The organism is Kribbella sp. DT2 (assembly GCF_049844575.1).
Classification (GTDB): Bacteria; Actinomycetota; Actinomycetes; order Propionibacteriales; family Kribbellaceae; genus Kribbella.
Genome location: NZ_JBNCLH010000002.1, coordinates 716,073 through 730,998, shown reverse-complemented (window position 1 = coordinate 730,998; position 14,926 = coordinate 716,073). Strand labels below are relative to the sequence as shown.

Below are 14,926 nucleotides of genomic sequence, written 5' to 3'. Positions count from 1 at the left end.
ACCGGTTGAGCGAGAGCCTAGAGCAGGTGGTTTATACTTGCAACCACTTAGCCGCACCCCGGTGCGGCTGTCGTCAGCCGGAGGGACCGCGAATGCCGCAGCGCGTGACGCACGAGGACGCGGACTGCCCGGTCGCCCGCGCGGTCGACGTGATCGGCGACCGCTGGACGCTGCTGATCGTCCGGGACGCCTTCGACGGCATCCGCCGGTTCAGCGAGTACCAGCGCAACCTCGGCCTGGCGAAGAACATCCTCTCCTCGCGGCTGCGCGAGCTGACCGCGCACGGCATCCTCGAGATCCTCCCCGGCGCCGACGGCAGCGCCTACCACGAGTACGCCTTGACCCCGAAGGGCCGCGACCTCTTCGTCCTCCTGGTCAGCCTGCGCCAGTGGGGCGAGACCCACCTGTTCGACACGGCCGAACCACACTCGGTCCTCCGCGACACGAAGTCCGGCAAGCCACTACGCAAGCTCCAGGCCACCGACCACACCGGCCGCGTCGTCACCTCCGCCGAGACCGTCGTCCACAAGGTCGGCGAGTAAGTGGTGCACCGACGTTCTGAAGACGGCTGTCACACCGGAACCGTGACAGGCACCCGGACATCAGGCCCGTCGTCGTTGATCAGCACGGAGGCTTCGAGGACGTGCGCGCGGTAGAGCCGAAGGGCCTCCGGCGCCTGCAACCTTGCGGCGCCGAACGACGCGAGCTCGGGAAACCGGCTGCTGTAGATCGCGGCGCAGCGGGCGAGGTCGGACGCCGCGACCTGTTCGGCGTACGCCGTCAGGTAGACGGCTTCGGCGCCGAACAGCGGCACCTGGGAGTCGAAGATGACGATGCCGACCTCCGGCCGCTCGGCGAGGTTGCGGGAGTGCCGGGTGTCCGGCCGGGACACCCAGTAGAAGTCGCTGCCGCCGTCCGGGGTGTAGCAGACCGGCGAGGCCCAGGGGCGTCCCTCACGGTCGGCGGTGGCGAGCGTCAGGTAGTTGTTGGCGTCGATGATCCGGCGAGCGATGTCCTCTGGCGTCATGCAGCCAGCCTCGTACATCGGCCGAGCGCGCGCATCCGTGGCGGCCGGTCTCCGTTCCGTTGCCTTGGGCAAGGCAACGGAACAGGTGACACCACGTCACTGGTTCGGCGGGGGCGACGCAGACATACTGGCGGTCAGGAACCGGACCGACACAGGGTGGAGAATGCCGTCTGAGCTGGCTGCGAGCGGGTCCAAGGCGACTCTGCGACGGCTGAACCTGTACAAGCTGCTGCCGTTCGTCGTGGCCGGCGGCGTGCTGCACGTCGCCACGGACGCGCAGAACTGGTGGCACGCGATCGTGCTGGCCGCCGGGGCGGCCGCGGGTGTGGTGGCCTTCGTCCGGTGGGCCGGCGGCAAGCTGATGACGGTCGCCGTACCGTGCCTGCTGGTCGCGGGCGCCGTCTGGCTGTTCGGTGCGGCGGTGGGCGACAGCGGCGGGTCGTTCATCGGGCTGCTGATCGTGGGTCCGCTCGTCGTACCGGACCTGAAGCGGCACCGCCTCGCCGCGGCCGTGGCCCTGGTCGTCTTCGTGGCTGTCGTGGGCTCGACCAAGCTGTGGCTCGCACCGGAGGAGTTCCGCGGCGACCTGATCAGGTTCGTGCTCGTCCCGGCGGCGATCACCGCCGTCGTGGTCGGGTTGAGGTTTCCGAACCGCAACTTCTACGACGTGGTCCGGGACCTGGAGGAGACCCGCGAGCGGGAGGCCGAGCTGGCGGTGATGCGCGAGCGGATCCGCTTCGCCGGCGACCTGCACGACATCCAGGGCCACACCCTGCACGTGGTGAAGCTGAAGGTGGCGCTCGCCCAGAAGATCCTGCGCTCCGACGCGGGCCAGGCCGAGCAGGAGCTGCGCGAGATCCACGCGCTGGTCGTCGACACGATCAGCCAGACCAAGGCGCTGGCCTACGGTCAGCGGCGGCTGAACCTCCAGGCCGAGCTGGAGAACGCTAAGAACCTGCTCGAGGCGGCCGGCGCCAAGGTCACGATCGAGCGGGACGGCGAACCCGATCCGGGATGGAGCGACCCCTTGAGCCAGGCCCTGCGGGAGACCACCACCAACATCCTGCGCCACGCGCAGGCCCGCGAGGTCCGGATCGCGCTGGGCACGACGGGCCTGGAGATCACCAACGACGGGGCCGACGGCACTCGCGTCCCCGAGCTGCGCGGCCTGGCCGGCTTGCGGGAACGCGTCGTGGACGGCGGCGGCACCCTCGTCGCGGAGCAGCACGGTGAGACCTTCCGGACGGCAGTCGTCTTCGGCACCGGGTCGTCGCGATGATCACGATCGTGCTGGCCGACGACGAGGCGCTGCTGCGCAAGGCGCTCGCGAAGCTGCTGCCGATGGAAGGCGAGATCCAGGTGCTCGCCGAAGCCACCGACGGCGCGGAGGCGGCGCAAGCGACCTTGCGCGAGCGTCCCGACGTACTGGTCATCGATCTGGAGATGCCCGGCACGGACGGTCTCGCGGCCGTCGCCACGATCCGGCGGACGCTGCCGGACCAGGCGGTGCTGATGCTGACCCGGCACGCTAAGCCAGGCGTGCTCCGGCGCGCGCTCAAGCTCGGCGTACAAGGCTTCGTCAGCAAGGCCGCGGAACCGGCCCACATCGCGTCCGTGATCGGCCTCCTGCACGAGGGCAAACGGTGGATCGACCCGGAGGTCTCGGCGCGGGCCGTCGTCGACGACAACCCGCTGACCGACCGCGAGCTCGACGCCCTCCGGCTGACCAGCGAGGGGTACGCCGTGGCCGACATCGCGACCCGCCTGTTCCTTGCCGAGGGCACCGTTCGCAACTACCTGTCCAACGCGATGCGCAAGACGCAGGCCAAGAGCCGGCACGAGGCCGCCCGCTACGCCCGCGAGCACGACTGGCTGTAGTAGTGACGTGGTGTCATACCTGACCCCTGACATACTTCACGGCCGGTGGTGACGCAGGCACACTGTGGCCGCGGGCATCGATCGACTGCAATGGAGACATGTCCTCCACCGCAGTGATCGAAGTCGAAGCACTCAACCTCGCGTACGGCGAGTTCCACGCCGTCAAGGACCTCTCGTTCGAGGTCCGCCAGGGTGAGCTGTACGCCCTGCTCGGCACCAACGGAGCGGGCAAGACCTCCACGCTGGAGGTCGTCGAGGGGCACCGCGCGCCGACCTCGGGCTCGGTCCGCGTCTTCGGCACCGACCCGCGCAACCGCGGCCGGACCCGGCCCCGGATGGGCATCATGCTGCAGGAGAGCGGCTTCTCCCCCGACCTCACGGTCCGCGAGACCGTGCACCTGATCGGCCGCCTGTCCCGCCGTACCGACGATGTCGAGCGGGTGCTGACGGTCGTCGATCTGATGCACAAGGCAACGACCCGGGTCTCCCAGCTGTCCGGCGGCGAGAAGCGGCGCCTCGACTTCGCCACCGCCGTGTACGGCGCTCCGGAGCTCGTCTTCCTCGACGAGCCGACGACCGGGCTGGACATCCAGTCCCGCGACGCGCTGTGGGACGCCGTCGACCGGCTGCGCGAGGACGGCTCGACCGTCGTACTGACCACGCACTACCTGGAGGAGGCGCAGCAGCGCGCCGACCGGATCGGCCTGATGCACAAGGGCACGTTCTACCGCGAGGGAACCGTGCTGGAGCTCACCAGCACGCTGCCGGCCGTGATCAGCTTCCGGCTCCCCGACCAGGCTCCGCTGCCGCCGCTGAAGGCGACCCGCAACGAGCACGGCGTCCACCGCATCGAGACCTTCGGGCTCGAGGCGGACCTGCGCACGTTGCTCAACTGGGCGCACAGCGCCTCCGTCCCACTGGCCGAGCTCGCGGCCGGGCCGACCCGGCTCGACGACATCTTCCGGTCGATCGACCGCGGCTGACCACCTCTCGCAGACAAGGACCGACATGCTCGACATCGCCCGGAGCGAACTCGCTCAGATCTTCCGCAACCGATCCATCCTCATCACCAGCTTCTTCATGCCGGTCGCGGCCAGCGTGTTCTTCGTCTGGCGCCGCGAGATCTTCGTCTCCGTCGGCCAGGGGTTCATCGCCGCTCTGGTCGTGTTCACCATCGCCGCCTTCGGTCTCTACGGCAGCGCCGTGACCTCGCTGGCCGGGCGGCGGCAGAACCTGTTCCTCAAGCGCCTGCGGTCCACCTCGGAGAGCGACGCCGGGATCCTGGTCGGGATGGTCCTGCCGGCGGCCGTCCTGGCCGCGGTCCAGACGATCCTCGTCCTGGTCATCCTCGGCGTCGTGACCGGCCGGCCCAGCGACGTCGTGCTGCTGGTCGTCGGCACGCTGCTCGTGCTCGCCATGATGATCGGCCTGGGCCTGGCGACGGCCGGCGTGACGCGTTCGCCCGAGCACGCGCAGGTGACGACCCTTCCGGTCAGCCTGGCCGTGATCGCGATCGTGAACTGGGTCGCGATCACCGGCACCGAGGAACTGACCGTGCTCAAGCGTGCCCTCCCCGGCGGCGCGGCGACCGAGCTGTTGACCCGGGCCTGGGGCGGCGGCGTCCCCGGAGCCGACGTCCTGGTGCTCATCGCGCCGACCGTGGCCTGGGTGGTCGTCTCGGCCGCACTCGCCCTCAAGTACTTCCAGTGGGAACCCCGCCGCTGAGTCCCGGAAAGGACACCTATGAACACCCGAGCTGAAGAACCGACCCTGGCAGAGGACCTGCTGCTCCTGCTGTTCCAGCCGAGCTCCGGCACCATCGCCGGCGAGAACACCTTGTTCTACGCCCTCGGCGGCGCGGTGCTCGCCGACCTCGCCCTGCACGAGCACGTGACCGTCGGCGAAGCGACCGGAGGCAAGCTGGAGACGACCAGCGACCGCTTCCCCGCCGATCCCAGCCTGCGGTCCGCGTGGGACTACATCGACGAGAAGCCGCGCCGCGTCCAGACCGTGCTCGCGGCCGTCGGCCCGGCGTTGCGCGGGCCGCTGCTCGAGCGTCTGGTCGAGCGGGGCGACCTCGACCAGGTCGAGCGCAAGACGCTCTTCTTCTTCACCACGAAGGCGCTGAAGGAAGGCCGGAACGGGCGACGGGCGCAACTCCTCGCCGCGGTCCGGGAAGCACTCGTGGACGGCGTCGACCCGACGGCCCGGGTGGCCGCCCTGGCGGCGCTGATCTCGGGCAGCGGAACGCTCCCCCAGTTCCATCGCGAGATCCCGTGGGACTCCACGGTCATCGCGCGGGCCAAGGAGCTCGAGCGCGGCAACTGGGGCGCCGGAGCAGCCGCCGAAGCAGTCACGCGCACCGTGACGGCCACCATCGTCAGCAATGCCGTCGTGGCCGTGACCGTACTCCCCCAGCAGTGAAACCGGAGGGAATGCAGTGCGGCACGCTGAAGGTGCCGCTCGACTACGGCCAGCCCGACGGCCGCACGATCGACATCGCCGTGTCGCGCCTGCCCAGCAAGAAGCCCGAGGCGCGCCGCGGTGTCTTGCTGACCAACCCTGGCGGGCCGAGCGCCGGGCAGAACTATCCCGCTTTCCTGGTCGCGATGGGCCTGCCGCAGAGCGTGCGCGACGCGTACGACGTGATCGGGTTCGACCCTCGCGGGATCGGCAAGAGCACCCCGGTGACGTGCGACCTCACCACTGAGCAGCAGGGCACCGGCAGCATTCCGCCGTACGCGCGTGACAGCGCCGCCGTGGCCAAGCACGCCGCGCTGGTGCAACAGATCGCCAAGCAGTGCGCCACCTCGAAGACCTCGTGGATGCTGCCGCACATCAGCGCCGCCAACACCGCCCGGGACATGGACAGCATCCGGGTCGCGCTCGGCGAGCCGAAGATCTCGTACGCCGGCGCCTCGTGGGGCACCTACCTCGGCGCGGTCTACACCACGATGTTCCCCCAGCGCAGCGACCGGATCGTGCTGGACAGCAACCTCGGCCCCGGCGGCTGGGACTACCGGATCAAGTACCCGCTGTTCGGTGCGGCCGGCGCCAACATCACGCCGTGCGCCTACTGGGCGGACCCGGCCAGACGCCGGTCCGGATCACCGACCGCGGCCCGTCCAACGTCCTGATGGTCCAGAACCTCCGCGACCCGGCCACCCCGCTGGCCGGCGCCCAGCAGCTGCGCAAGGCGTTCGGTGACCGGGCCACGATGGTCACCGCCGACCAGGGCGGTCACGGGGTCTACCCGGGCGGCAAGAACCGCTGCGCGAACCACGCGGTGACGGAGTTCCTCACCACGGGCGACCGCCCGAAGTACGACTACCACTGCACCGCCGCGGCCGAACCGCGCTGAGCGTCGGACGCAGAACGGTGGTGCCTCCCTGGAGTGGGGAGGCACCACCGGTGGTGCTTGGGCCAGGGCCACCGGGGTGGGATGGCTTGGCGGCACGGACCCGGTGCGGCCGGCCGACGAGACCGTCGGCGGCAACACCGGTACTTCGGTTCCCGCGGCGCTCCGGATCGGTGCGCCGGACGACTATCTGTCCGGCGTACCTCTCGGAGAGCTTTCGCCGTACGGGGTGGTCAGCGCTTGGTGCGGGCCGCGAGGCCTTCCGCGGTGCCGACCAGCAGGACCGAGGCGACGACCGCCACGATGAAGCCGAGCACGTTGAGCTCGAAGATGCCGCCGGTGCCGAGCACGTTGGCGATGACCCCGCCGATCACTGAGCCGGCCAGGCCGAGCAGCAGCGTCCAGAGCAGGCCGAGCTTCTGCTTGCCCGGGGTGAACAGGCGAGCCAGCGCGCCGATGACGAGGCCGGCGACGATGAATCCGATCATGCTGCGTCCTCCACAGGTCCGGGCCGCTCCAGGTGCGGCCCCACAACCACAACTCTGTCACCTCACCGGCCCGGAACCATCGAGGTCGGGCCGGTCCGGTCCCCGACGTGTCCCCTGATTCGCCCCTGAGGTCCGGAAACCCTCTGCACTGACCTCTCAGGTCAGGTGCTGGCGGAGGAAGGTGACGACGCGGTCCATCAGGTCGGTGTTGTTCCACAGGTCGGGGTGGTCGGACAGCTCGCCGTGGCCGCCGCCCTGGACGACGTACCGGGTGCTGTCGACGCCGGCCTGGAGCAGGGCCTGGTGGAGGCGGGCGGTCTGGGCCGGGGTGATGATCCGGTCGTCGTCGCCGTGCAGCAGGAGGAACGGCGGCGTGTCCGCGGTGACGCGGCCGGCTGGGTCGGCCTGGCGCATCTCGTCGGGGTGGTCGGCGGGGGCGCGATCCGGTCCCAGGATGTACGCCTGGATCGGTGAGCCGGCGCTGGTGTAGGCGGTGACCGTGTCGGCGTCGAAGCCGTCGGCAACCATCGCCAGGTTGGAGGCGCCGAACACGTCGACGACGGCGTCAAGCTTGTTGCCGGGGTCCGTACCGGCCATCGCGGCGAGATAACCGCCGGCGGACTCGCCCCAGACCGCGGACTTGCCGGTGTCCACGCCGTACTCGGTGGCGTTGGCGCGCAGGAAGTCGAGCGCCGTGGCGACGTCCGTCAGACCGTCCCGGTACGACGCACCGACCGAGGCCGTGCGGTAGTCGATGCTCGCGACAACGAACCCGGCGGCGGCGACGTACTGGCGTTGCTTGGCGGCCATCTGCCGGCGGGCCGACACGAAGCCGCCGCCCGGCAGGTAGAGCACGAGCGGGTGCGGGCCGCTCCCCTGCGGCGCGAGGATGTCCATGCGGAGCTTGCCGGCGTACGGGATGCTCTTGTGGGAGCGCAGACCACGGACGGTCCCGATCGCCGCGCGCGGGCCGGGCGTGATGGCCACGCTGTCGGGATCACGGTCGGGCGCGGCGACCTTCGAGAACCGGATCGGGTGGCCGCTCAGCGCGGCCAGCACGGTGACGACCCGCATCGCGAGCTTCACGCCGGTGTCCCTTTCGTCGACTGCCTCCAGGGTAGCCACCACCGCGTCGCTTACGGCGGAATCACGCGCTAGCAGTCAGCGCAGTTCGAGGCGCATCAGGACTCGGGGGTGCCGGGCCAGGACCGAGGTGGTGTCGGCGACCTTGGTGAAGCCGGCGCGTTCGAAGTTCTTGCGCAGGCCGGCGTACGCCATGGTCAGGTCGACCTTCGCGCCGCGGTTGTCCAGGGGGTAGGCCTCGACGGCCGGGGCGCCGTGCTCGCGGGCGAACTCGGCGGCGCCGGTGATCAGCGCGTGGGAGATGCCCTGCTTGCGGTGCCCGGGTCTGACGCGGACGCACCAGAGCGACCAGACCGGCAGGTCGTCGACGTGCGGGATCTTGCGGTTGCGGGCGAACGACGTGTCGGACCGCGGCGCGATCGCCGCCCAGCCGACCGGCGTCTCCCCGTCGTACGCGAGAACTCCGGGCGCGGTGTCGGCCTTGCACAGTTCGGCGACGTACTCGCCCCTGGCCGGGCCTATCAGCTCGTTGTTCAGCTTCGACGGGACTCGGTAGCTCAGGCACCAGCACACGTTCGCCGTCGGCGACTTCGGCCCGACCACCGCCCGGACGTCCTCGAACACCGCCGCCGGCCGGATCTCGATCACCATTCCCCCACGATGCCACAGCCGGAGCCGGCCACCGAGGAAGCTCTGTCTCAGCCCGTGCGCGTGATGTGTGACACGACGCGTCACAGTCGCGGGGGCTGCGGGGTCATAGGGGTGACCGCATCTCGCGGACCGCGTGGGCAAGGAGGTCGAGCATGCACCGGCTACGGAGCAACCTGCGAGCAAGGGTCTTTCCCGACCACTGGTCGTTGCTGTTCGGCCAGATCGCGTTCTACAGCTTCGTCGTGATCGTGCTCAGCGGCGTCGTTCTGACCGTGTACTACGAGCCGTCGCTCGATCACGTCGTGTACGACGGACCGTACGCACCGCTGCGCGGCGTACCGATGTCACGGGCCCTGGAGTCCATCCTTAAGATCAGCTTCGAGGTCCGCGGCGGGCTGCTGATCCGGCAGGTCCACCACTGGGCCACGCTGGTGATGGTGGCGGCGATCACGCTGCACCTGCTGCGGCTGTTCTTCACCGGCGGGTTCCGCCGGCCACGGCGCGCGGGCTGGTTCGTGGTCTTCGGGCTGCTCGTCGTCACGCTCGGCGCGTCCCTGACCGGCACCTCGCTCCCGGACGACATGGCGTCGGGCACGAGTCTCGCCGTACTCGACGGGGTCCTGAAGGCGACGCCGTTCGTCGGTACGGCGCTCTCGGAACTGCTGTTCGGCGGGCAGTTCCCGGGCAACGTGATCGCGTGGTTCTACCCGCTGCACGTGATCGTGCTGCCCGCAGTACTGGTGCTGCTCTTCGTTGCCGCCGCGGTCCTCGCGCTCAGGCACCGGCCCGCGCAGTGCGCCGGACCCGGGCGAACCGAGGACAAGGTGGAAGGACAGCCGGCGATCGTTGCCGCGGTCAAGAGTGCCGGCCTGTTCTGCTTCGTCGCGGGGATCACGCTCCTGATGGCCGCGACGGCGACCATCAACCCGGTGTGGCTGTACGGGCCCGCGGACGCGGCGAACGCCTCGGCCGGCGTCGGTCCGGCGTGGTACCTCGCCTTCCTCGACGGCTCGCTGCGGCTGGCGCCCGGCTGGGAGTTCGTGCTGTGGGACAGGACGTTCAGCCTGGCCATCCTGCTGCCGGTCGGGCTCTGCACGCTGTTCCTCGTGCTCGTGGCCGTCTACCCGTTCATCGAGGAACGCCTCACCGGCGACCGGAGGCACCACCACGTGCTCGAGCGGCCGCGCGACAACCCGATTCGGACGGGCATCGGCGTCGCCGGGTTCACCTTCTACGGCGTCCTCTGGGCCGCCGCCGCGGCCGACACGATGGCTCTGCAGTTCCACCTCTCGGTCAACGCGCTGCTGCACGCCTTCCAGGTCCTCCTGATCCTCGGCCCACCGGCCGCGCTACTGATCACCTGTCGCATCTGCCTCGGCCTGCGGGAACGCGATGGAGAGATCGCGCTGCACGGCATCGAGACCGGCCAGATCATCCGGCAGCCCGACGGCGGGTACGTCGAGCTCCACCGACCCGTGCTCGCCTCCCGGACAGTTGCCGCGCCGGCCGAGGCTCAGCAACTCGAGCAGCAGGCCTCCTGATCCGCGTCCGTGCAACGATTTCGGCCATGAGCAGCATCGAAGCGCCGGACTGCCTGCTGGTCACCGGGATGCCCGGTGCCGGGAAGTCGACCGTCACCAAGCTCGTCGCCCAACGGCTGGACCGCTCCGCCCGCCTCGGCGGCGACGAGGTGAACGCGATGATCGTGAACGGGTTCGTCTGGGCCCTCGGCGAGCCCGCCGACGAAGCGGCCCGGCAGGTCGAGCTGCTGCACCGCAACCTGTGCGCGCTCGCGGGCAACTTCTCCGACGCCGGTTTCACCCCGCTGATCGACGCGATGATCCCGTCCCGCGAGAAGCTCGACTTCTTCGTCGACCTGCTCGCGCCGCGCCGCGTGCTGCTCGTCGTACTCGCACCAGGAATCGAGATCTGCCGCTACCGCAACACCGTCCGAGACCCTGAGGACCGCTTCGACTTCGACGGCTACGAGGCTCTCGAGGCCGCGATGAAACGGGAGCTCGGCGACGCCGGCTGGTGGATCGACACCGCGGACCTCACTCCCGCTCGGACCGCCGACCTCATCGTCGCGCGCGGCGGGCTCGTCGGTGGGACCCGCTAGGCTTTGTGGTGATGGACTCGTCGCGGCGGACCGGCTGGTCGAATCTTGCGTGGACCAGCTGCTCGAAGAGTGTGCGTTCCCTGGTGATCCTGGGAGCGCTGCTCGGTGTGTTCGCGTTGCACAGCCTGAGCCCGCTGGACGACCAGGCTCCTGCGATCAGCGACACCGTCGCGGGACCCGTTGCGCACGAGGCGATCGAAGGCCTCGAGCAGCTCGCGACGGTGTCGCCGTCGGTGCTGGCCCAGGACTCGGTCGGCCACCAGCACCTGCTGCTGCCGTGCCTCGCGCTGCTGGCCAGTTCGGTGCTGCTGCTCACCTTTTGGCTGGCGCTGCGCCGTCGCCGCTTCGGTGACGTGGCGCGTCTTCCCGAGCCGACGAGCTCGATCCCCCGCCTGAGGCGGCCCGTACGGCGGGCGCCCGTCCTGGCGAAGCTGTGCGTTCTGCGCACGTGATCCGCGGCCTCACCGCGCCGTAATCACGCTCTCTTGCTCTGGGCAACTACTGCCCAGACGCTGACGCACGCCCGAACGCCGTACCTCCCGAAGGACACCCCCATGAGTCTCAGTCCCAACGCCAGAATCTCGATCGGTATCGCGGCCGCGTTCGCGGTCGTGGTCGGGGTGCTGCTGGCGATCAACGCCGGCGGCTCCGACGAGCCTTCCGCGACCGGTTCCAGCACGGACGTCGACCGGCACGAACGCCTGGTCCGCCCGGACAGCCACAAGCTCGACGTTGCCCCCGACAACAAGGTCACCTTCGTCGAGTTCCTCGACTTCGAGTGCGAGTCGTGCCGCGCCGCCTTCCCGGCCGTGGAGCAGCTCCGCAAGGACTACGCCGGCAAGGTCACCTTCGTCGTCCGGTACTTCCCGATCCCGTCGCACTTCAACGCCGAGCGCGCCGCGCGCGCGGTCGAGGCCGCCGCCCAGCAGGGCAAGTTCGAGCAGATGTACCAGAAGATGTACGAGACCCAGACCGAGTGGGGCGAGCAGCGCGTGCCGGCCGACGACCGCTTCCGCGGGTTCGCGAAGGAGCTCGGCCTCGACCTGGCCGCCTTCGGCACGGCGTACGACGATCCCGCGACGCTCGCGCGGATCAAGAAGGACGTCGCCGACGGCGAGGCCCTCGGGGTCAACGGGACGCCGACCTTCTTCCTCAACGGCGAGAAGCTGCAGCCCGAGTCGGCACAGGACCTGGCCGCGAGCATCGATGCCGCACTCAAGTAGTCAGGCGAGCGGCTCGGATCCCACGCTCGGGTCCGGGCCGTTCCCGCGGTTGCTGCCGTGGGTCCTGCTCGTCGGCGGCCTGGCCGGACTGCTCGCGGCGGCCGTCCTCACGGTGGAGAAGCTCGCGATCCTGCGCGATCCGTCGTACGTGCCCTCGTGCAGCATCAACCCCGTCCTGTCCTGCGGCTCGGTGATGACCAAGCCGCAGGCGGAGGCGTTCGGCTTCCCCAATCCCCTGCTCGGGATCGCGGGGTTCGCCGTCGTCGCGACCGTCGGCGCGGCCCTGCTGGCCGGCGCGGCCTTCCGCCGCTGGTTCTGGCTCGGTCTCCAGGCGGGCGCGACCTTCGGGGTCGTCTTCGTCCACTGGCTGATCTTCCAGAGCCTCTACCGCATCGGCGCACTCTGCCCGTACTGCATGGTCGTGTGGACGGTCACGATCCCCGTCTTCTGGTACGTCACCCTGCACAACCTCGAGCCGGTACGGCGGATCGCGGCGCGCTACCACGGCGTGGTGCTGACCGGATGGGCGGTCGTGATCCTCTCGCTGATCGCCGAGCGGTTCTGGTCGTACTGGCGGACCTTGCTGTAACTCCCGCGTCGAGCCTCGGACACCGACCGGAAACATCCGCTTCCTACGGTGAGATCCCACGTCGGCCGCGCGAGGCGGTGAGGCCATGTACGACCACGTTGACCCGTTGATCGGGACCGGCGCCACCGACCTGCCCGCGCCCAAGGGCCTGGCAGGGATCTGGTGGTGGCGCGATCCGCACGTACTACAACTACTTCCGGGTCACGCCGATGCTCGGTCCGCTCGACGACCTGGGCACCACGTGGGACCTGCTGGACGAGGTCGCCGAGCCGGGCGTGGCGCAGGGGGAGATCCACGTCGAAGGCGTGCCGCTGCCCGTCCACCTGGAGGTCGACGCCCCGGACGAGAGCCCGTCGTGGACGACCGAGGGCCCGTACGCGTTCGACATCTGCACGATGTGGGACATCTACCGCACGCACCTGCCGCTGATGACCACGTTGTTCCCTTCCTGGCCGACCTGTGCCAGCTGGACCTGCCGGGCATCGACTGGGACTGGACTGGGCCATGGTCCACCTGGAGATGGACCTGCGCCGCACGTACGGCGAGGACTACCTGGTGCACGGAGTCGCGCACCCGATCAGCCACACCCTCGACCTGGCCTACGCCTGCCAGTGCACCGCGGCGATCGCCGAGAAGGTGCGCGACCGGCCGCTGGCCCAGCAGATGCGCGAGCACGCCCAAGGCCGGCGGGCGGCGTACGACCCGGGCACCGGCCTGCTGCGCGACTCGACGTTCTACGAGGGCGGCCGGTGGAACTACTCCTTCCGGTTGCTGCACGACATGCGCGCCCGGATCGCGCTCGCCGGCGGCGACGAGGCGTTCGTGGACCTGCTCGACCGGTTCTTCGAGTACGACGCCGTACCGGTCACCGGCCGGGGCGGGTTGCCAGGCAACGACGACTCGGGTGGGCTGTCCGCTTGGTACGTGTGGGCGGCGCTCGGGCTGTTCCCGGTGGCCGGGCGAAACCTGTTCCTGGTGAGTGCTCCGGCCGTGGCCGGCGGGCCGGTCTCCTACGTCCAGTCGGTCGCGGTGAACGGCAAGACCCTCGAACGCCCGTGGATCTCCGGCCGCGAACTGCGGCACCTGCGCAACCTGCACATCGAGCTCGGCCCCCGGCCCTCCGACTGGGGCACCCGGATCAGACCACCATCCACGTCCGACACCACTGGAGGTGAGGCATGAACATCTCGTCCACTCCCACCCGCCGTCTGGTCATCGTCGTCCGCGCGGACCCGGTGATCTGCGGGCACTCCGGTGAAGCCCGGTGCCTCGCCGAGGTGGCGCTCACCCGCGGGTTCGACGACGTACGGATCGTGACCTGGCCGCTGGACGCACTGGAGGCGGCCGGGCTGCCGATGAAACCGCTCGACGGCGTGCCGCCGTACAGCCCTGGCATCACTGTGGAGCGGCCCGGGCCCGTCGGCGACTACCGGGTTCCCGACGGACGCTACCTGTCCGGGCTCATCGGGCGGCTCGTCGAGCTGTTCACCGACGGAGTGCCGACGGTTGCGATGTCGCTCTACCTGAGTCCGCACGCGATCGCCGTACAGGAGGCTGTTCAGGTGGCGCGCGGCATCGGCCCCACCCAGGTCGTCACGGTGGCCGAGGCCGTGGGCTCCGACATCACCAACGTCGTCCGCGAGTGCGTGAACACCGGTCGCTTCGGAGCTGCCGCGCACATCCTGTCGATCTACCTGGCGGCCGACCACTGCGTGGCCGTGTCGGAGTACACCAAGGAACTGATCGTCTCCTCGGCGGCAGCCCTCGACGCCATGCACGGTACGACGTTCGCGCAGCGGTGCCGTGAACGGATCGCGATCTCCTACCCGGCGGTCGACTCCTGGTCGTACCTGTCGCTCACCGAGGACCGGATCGCCGAAACCCTTGCGCGGCGGGGCCTTTCGCGGGACGGGTACGTGCTGTTCCTGTCCCGGATCGCCTCGGCGAAGGGGATCGACGACCTGATCGACGCGTACGCCGGCTCGCGGTCGGCCGAGCGGGTGCAGCTGGTCCTGGCCGGGCGCGGGCCTCAGGAAGCCGAGGTGCTGGCGAGGGTAGCGGCGGCGGGGCTTGGTGAGCGGGTGCGGGTGTTCACCGACGTGGACGACGCGGAGAAGCCGGCGCTGATGGCCGGGAGCGCGGCGTTCGTGCTGCCGACCCGCGAGCAGCCGGAGTTCGTCGAGACGTTCGGGATCGCGCTGGTCGAGAAGGCGCTCGCCGGCGGCGGGCCGGTGATCACCTGCGCGACCGGCGGCGTACCGGAAGCTGTTGGCGACACGGCTCTGCTGGTGCCGCAGCACGACCCGGCCACGCTGCGGGCCGTGCTCGACGAGGTCGTGTGCGACTGGAGTGCCGAGCAGCGGGCGGCGGCCGAGCAACGCGCTCGGGCTTATGCGTTGCAGTTCGATCGGGCTTCGGTCTTCGATCGCCTCTTCGCGCCGGCGGAGCCTTCGGCCGTCAACGTCGCCTGAGCCGGCTGTACTCCGGGCGGTCGACACCGGGACTGATCA

At 70.1% G+C, this 14,926-nt stretch carries 19 protein-coding genes; 15 read left to right on the top strand and 4 right to left on the bottom strand.

All coding sequences use genetic code 11. From position 1 onward, the window contains the following. Positions 1-92 precede the first annotated feature (92 nt). The gene (locus ACLQ2O_RS12210) at positions 93-542 is read left to right on the top strand and encodes a winged helix-turn-helix transcriptional regulator (protein ID WP_425830439.1); all 450 of its coding nucleotides are present in this window, start codon (positions 93-95) and stop codon (positions 540-542) included. 29 nt (positions 543-571) lie between these two features. On the opposite strand, the gene ACLQ2O_RS12205 is transcribed toward ACLQ2O_RS12210, so the two are convergent. After that, positions 572-1,027 carry a pyridoxamine 5'-phosphate oxidase family protein gene (locus ACLQ2O_RS12205; protein ID WP_425830437.1) on the bottom strand — a complete coding sequence of 152 codons (456 nt, stop codon included), beginning with the start codon at positions 1,025-1,027 and terminating at the stop codon, positions 572-574. 163 nt (positions 1,028-1,190) lie between these two features. Here ACLQ2O_RS12205 and ACLQ2O_RS12200 point away from each other — a divergent pair, with 163 nt between their 5' ends. The 7 genes from ACLQ2O_RS12200 (at position 1,191) to ACLQ2O_RS12170 (ending at position 6,266) form a co-directional block, all read left to right on the top strand. Further along, complete coding sequence (locus ACLQ2O_RS12200; protein ID WP_425830435.1) at positions 1,191-2,306, top strand: sensor histidine kinase; 1,116 nt, start codon at positions 1,191-1,193, stop codon at positions 2,304-2,306. After that, complete coding sequence (locus tag ACLQ2O_RS12195) at positions 2,303-2,905, top strand: response regulator (RefSeq protein ID WP_425830433.1); 603 nt, start codon at positions 2,303-2,305, stop codon at positions 2,903-2,905. Before ACLQ2O_RS12200 ends, ACLQ2O_RS12195 begins: the two co-directional genes overlap by 4 nt. 98 nt (positions 2,906-3,003) lie before the next feature. Beyond that, the gene (locus tag ACLQ2O_RS12190) at positions 3,004-3,888 is read left to right on the top strand and encodes an ABC transporter ATP-binding protein (protein ID WP_425830431.1); all 885 of its coding nucleotides are present in this window, start codon (positions 3,004-3,006) and stop codon (positions 3,886-3,888) included. 25 nt (positions 3,889-3,913) lie between these two features. Then, complete coding sequence (locus ACLQ2O_RS12185) at positions 3,914-4,630, top strand: ABC transporter permease (RefSeq protein ID WP_425830429.1); 717 nt, start codon at positions 3,914-3,916, stop codon at positions 4,628-4,630. An 18-nt stretch (positions 4,631-4,648) separates the two neighbouring features. Next, positions 4,649-5,329 carry a GOLPH3/VPS74 family protein gene (locus ACLQ2O_RS12180; RefSeq protein ID WP_425830427.1) on the top strand — a complete coding sequence of 227 codons (681 nt, stop codon included), beginning with the start codon at positions 4,649-4,651 and terminating at the stop codon, positions 5,327-5,329. Further along, the gene (locus ACLQ2O_RS12175) at positions 5,326-6,042 is read left to right on the top strand and encodes an alpha/beta fold hydrolase (RefSeq protein ID WP_425830425.1); all 717 of its coding nucleotides are present in this window, start codon (positions 5,326-5,328) and stop codon (positions 6,040-6,042) included. The genes ACLQ2O_RS12180 and ACLQ2O_RS12175 overlap by 4 nt, the downstream gene beginning before the upstream one ends. Then, complete coding sequence (locus ACLQ2O_RS12170; protein WP_425830423.1) at positions 6,042-6,266, top strand: alpha/beta hydrolase; 225 nt, start codon at positions 6,042-6,044, stop codon at positions 6,264-6,266. The genes ACLQ2O_RS12175 and ACLQ2O_RS12170 overlap by 1 nt, the downstream gene beginning before the upstream one ends. 230 nt (positions 6,267-6,496) lie before the next feature. On the opposite strand, the gene ACLQ2O_RS12165 is transcribed toward ACLQ2O_RS12170, so the two are convergent. The 3 genes from ACLQ2O_RS12165 to ACLQ2O_RS12155 all read right to left on the bottom strand — a co-directional run bounded on the left by ACLQ2O_RS12165 (position 6,497) and on the right by ACLQ2O_RS12155 (position 8,485). Further along, complete coding sequence (locus tag ACLQ2O_RS12165; protein ID WP_425830421.1) at positions 6,497-6,751, bottom strand: GlsB/YeaQ/YmgE family stress response membrane protein; 255 nt, start codon at positions 6,749-6,751, stop codon at positions 6,497-6,499. 156 nt (positions 6,752-6,907) lie between these two features. After that, complete coding sequence (locus ACLQ2O_RS12160; RefSeq protein WP_425830419.1) at positions 6,908-7,837, bottom strand: prolyl oligopeptidase family serine peptidase; 930 nt, start codon at positions 7,835-7,837, stop codon at positions 6,908-6,910. A gap of 75 nt (positions 7,838-7,912) precedes the next feature. Beyond that, entirely contained in the window at positions 7,913-8,485 is a 573-nt protein-coding gene (locus ACLQ2O_RS12155; RefSeq protein ID WP_425830417.1) for a GNAT family N-acetyltransferase, read from the bottom strand. A gap of 152 nt (positions 8,486-8,637) precedes the next feature. Between ACLQ2O_RS12155 and ACLQ2O_RS12150 the strand changes: the two genes are divergently transcribed. From ACLQ2O_RS12150 to ACLQ2O_RS12120, 7 genes are all read left to right on the top strand, one after another. Next, positions 8,638-10,026, top strand: a complete 1,389-nt coding sequence (locus tag ACLQ2O_RS12150) for a cytochrome b (protein WP_425830415.1) — start codon at positions 8,638-8,640, stop codon at positions 10,024-10,026. A 26-nt stretch (positions 10,027-10,052) separates the two neighbouring features. After that, positions 10,053-10,604, top strand: coding sequence for an AAA family ATPase (locus ACLQ2O_RS12145; protein ID WP_425830413.1), 552 nt, complete (start codon positions 10,053-10,055; stop codon positions 10,602-10,604). 11 nt (positions 10,605-10,615) lie between these two features. Beyond that, positions 10,616-11,056 (top strand): DUF6153 family protein, encoded by a 441-nt coding sequence (locus ACLQ2O_RS12140; protein ID WP_425830411.1) that lies wholly within the window; start codon positions 10,616-10,618, stop codon positions 11,054-11,056. 102 nt (positions 11,057-11,158) lie between these two features. Next, positions 11,159-11,827: a DsbA family protein gene (locus ACLQ2O_RS12135; protein ID WP_425830409.1), complete on the top strand. Its 669-nt coding sequence runs from the start codon at positions 11,159-11,161 to the stop codon at positions 11,825-11,827. Beyond that, positions 11,811-12,416 carry a vitamin K epoxide reductase family protein gene (locus tag ACLQ2O_RS12130; protein WP_425830407.1) on the top strand — a complete coding sequence of 202 codons (606 nt, stop codon included), beginning with the start codon at positions 11,811-11,813 and terminating at the stop codon, positions 12,414-12,416. The genes ACLQ2O_RS12135 and ACLQ2O_RS12130 overlap by 17 nt, the downstream gene beginning before the upstream one ends. A 504-nt stretch (positions 12,417-12,920) precedes the next feature. Next, positions 12,921-13,598 carry a glycoside hydrolase domain-containing protein gene (locus ACLQ2O_RS12125; RefSeq protein WP_425830405.1) on the top strand — a complete coding sequence of 226 codons (678 nt, stop codon included), beginning with the start codon at positions 12,921-12,923 and terminating at the stop codon, positions 13,596-13,598. Beyond that, positions 13,595-14,887, top strand: a complete 1,293-nt coding sequence (locus ACLQ2O_RS12120; protein WP_425830403.1) for a glycosyltransferase — start codon at positions 13,595-13,597, stop codon at positions 14,885-14,887. Before ACLQ2O_RS12125 ends, ACLQ2O_RS12120 begins: the two co-directional genes overlap by 4 nt. Positions 14,888-14,926: the final 39 nt, after the last annotated feature.